The sequence below is a fragment of the Candidatus Thioglobus sp. genome (assembly GCF_028599055.1).
GTDB lineage: Bacteria > Pseudomonadota > Gammaproteobacteria > PS1 > Pseudothioglobaceae > Thioglobus_A.
On record NZ_JAQRMS010000139.1, the window covers coordinates 1 to 2,813 of the forward strand.

At 35.8% G+C, this 2,813-nt stretch carries 1 protein-coding gene; it reads left to right on the top strand.

Features of this window, described 5'->3' with window-relative positions; all coding sequences use genetic code 11:
• Positions 1-398: 398 nt before the first annotated feature.
• Positions 399-689 (top strand): hypothetical protein, encoded by a 291-nt coding sequence (locus tag PSN35_RS06850; RefSeq protein WP_300031304.1) that lies wholly within the window; start codon positions 399-401, stop codon positions 687-689.
• The last annotated feature ends 2,124 nt before the right edge of the window (positions 690-2,813 follow it).

The following is a 2,813-nucleotide window of genomic DNA, read 5'->3' on the forward strand; positions in this document are numbered from 1 at the left end:
GACAAAACAAGATCACCACTAGAAGGAACACAAAGTGGTTAGTCAAGACAAAACAAACTCACCACTGGAAGGAACACAAAGATTGTTCAAGACAAAAAAAGATCACCACAAGAAGGAACACAAAGTGGTTGTTCAAGACAAAACAAGATCACCACTAGAAGGAACACAAAGTGGTTAGTCAAGACAAAACAAACTCACCACTGGAAGGAACACAAAGATTGTTCGAGACAGAACAAGATCACCATTTGAAGGAACACGAAGTGGTCGTTCAAGACAAAACAAGATCACTACTGGAAGGAACACAAAGTGGTTGTTCAAGAAAAAACAAGATCACCACTGGAAGGAACACAAAGTGGTTGTCTAAGACAAAACTAGATCATCACTAGAAGGAACACAAAGTGGTTGGTAACCACGGAACAAGATCACCACTGGAAGAAAAACAAAGTGGTTATTCAAGACATAACAATATCATCACTGGAAGAAAAACAAAGTGGTTGTTCAAGACAGAACAAGATCACCACTGGAAGGAACACAAAGTGGTTGGTCAATTAAGAACAAGATCACCACTAGAAGGAACACAAACAGGTTGGACAATAATGAACAAGATCACAACTGGAAGGAACACAAAGTGGTTGGTCAATAATGAACAAGATCACAACTGGAAGGAACACAAAGTGGTTGGTCAATAATGAACAAGATCACCACTGGAAGGAACACAAAGTGGTTGGTCAATAATGAACAAAATTACCACTGGAATGGTCAATAATGAACAAGATCACTACTATAAGGAACACGAAGTGTTTGATAAATACAGAGCAAGATCACAACTGGTAAGAACACAAACAGGTTGGTCAATAATTATCAAGATCAACACTGTAAGGAATACAGTGGTTGAAAAATACAGAACAAGATCACCACTGGAAGGAACACAAACAGATTGGTCGATAATGATCTAGATCACCACTATAAGGAACAGAAAGTGGTTGATCAATACAAAACAAGATCACTGGAAGGAACACAAACAGGTTGGTCAATAATGATCTAGATCACCACTATAACGAACACAAAGTGGTTGATTAATACAAAACAAGATCACTGGAAGGAACACAAAGCGGTTGGTCAATAATGACAAGATCACCACTAGAAGGAACACAAAGTGGTTGGTCAATAATGATCTAGATCACCACTATAACGAACACAAAGTGGTTGGTCAATAATGAACAAGATCACCACCAGATTAGGCTCAATTTACATATTAGCCAAAAATATGCAATTACATATTTTACCAAAGAAATGAGAACTAATTTAATTTGACATATATCTACTAATTAAATATTATCTCACTCCATTTCAAAGGGAAGAAATAGTGGCTGTTTAAAGACAATTTATATCTTTAGTACCGTTGGCTATATTTGAAGGTAGGCAGGCCTGTCGAACACAATTTTTAAACAGCCAAGGTTTAGTTAAAATTGGCACATTTGCTTTACAGATGACTTGGTTGATCGCTATGGAATATCTTGTCACAAATGACCACGGATATGTTCCACTTGTTGTAAACACTTCCCGGTCCTTTCCTCATTCATGACTTATCACAGTGTTTGTAACTAGATTAACACAATGGATGCCACTAGTGGAGCAGAAACTGCTAACCCTTCCGGAGAACCCAAGTTCATCCCCGGTTTTTTAAAGGGGTTCATGTTACTTGATCTTTAGTTTTATGTGTATGTTTTGTAGATGGTTGTTTGTCATTTTTCTTTTGGCCATTGTGTTGTCTATCCTTTGATTTTTGGCTTATGATTACCCCTTTGGTATCTTCAAACTTTTTAGGTCAAGTGACCTAAAAAAAAAATTAAAAAGCTATTGAATTCATTCGTCAATATCATTTTCTCCACATATACATGTAGTTTTATAATCTGACATAATGCCACCTTCATTTTTAGTTTTTATGGCTTATCAATAGAAATACTGCGTGAAAAAGGTTAACATTACCACAAAGACTACGTGTTGCATACTATTAAATTTAAAAATAAATGGTAATTCCATAAATATACACCCATTCTGTCTTTGTTGAAAAAGTATTGAATATTTTCAACAGAATGTCAAATATCCTTAAGAAATGTCTATATTAATCAACAATAAATGTTTCTTTTATATAGATCAAGTAATACAGATTTTTTTTCCCAATTTCATATCATGATTTTCATCATTTTAAATAATTTTTGGTCTGTTTTAACAGCACCTTTATGTTTGTACTGCTGTTGTTATACTTTTAAAATTGGCCCCGTTTGCTGTCATGAAACCTTTCATTCTGACCAGAGGAAAAGGGCTAAGAGTTTAGGGGCTTTAGATAAACTTTTAACAATATTTATAAGTTCTATAGCCACTGTCAGTTAAATTGATCCAGTATTTCCCTCTCATATAAAGCCATCCCTTCTGTAAAAAGATTTTATTATGTGAAATCTGTCCTGATGAGTGGATGACCTTTGGTGGGATTGACCTTATACAAGGGAGACTACTGTATATATAAATATATGTAAGACTCAGATCGACGTCCAGCCTCAAATCGACGTTCAATGATATGACGTCACTGATGTATACTTCAAAATACCTCACACCCGTTAAGACATGGTTTTGAAACAATGACGGAGAAGGGACAAGGCCAGGTTCAGATTACATTGTACATTCTCTTTTAGAGGACCCTATAACGTGAATCCTAACTTAACCTTAATCATAACCTTAGCCCTAACCCTAACCCAAACCCTTACTCTAACCTTAGCCCTAAACCTAAACCTAACCCTAACCCTAACCCTAAC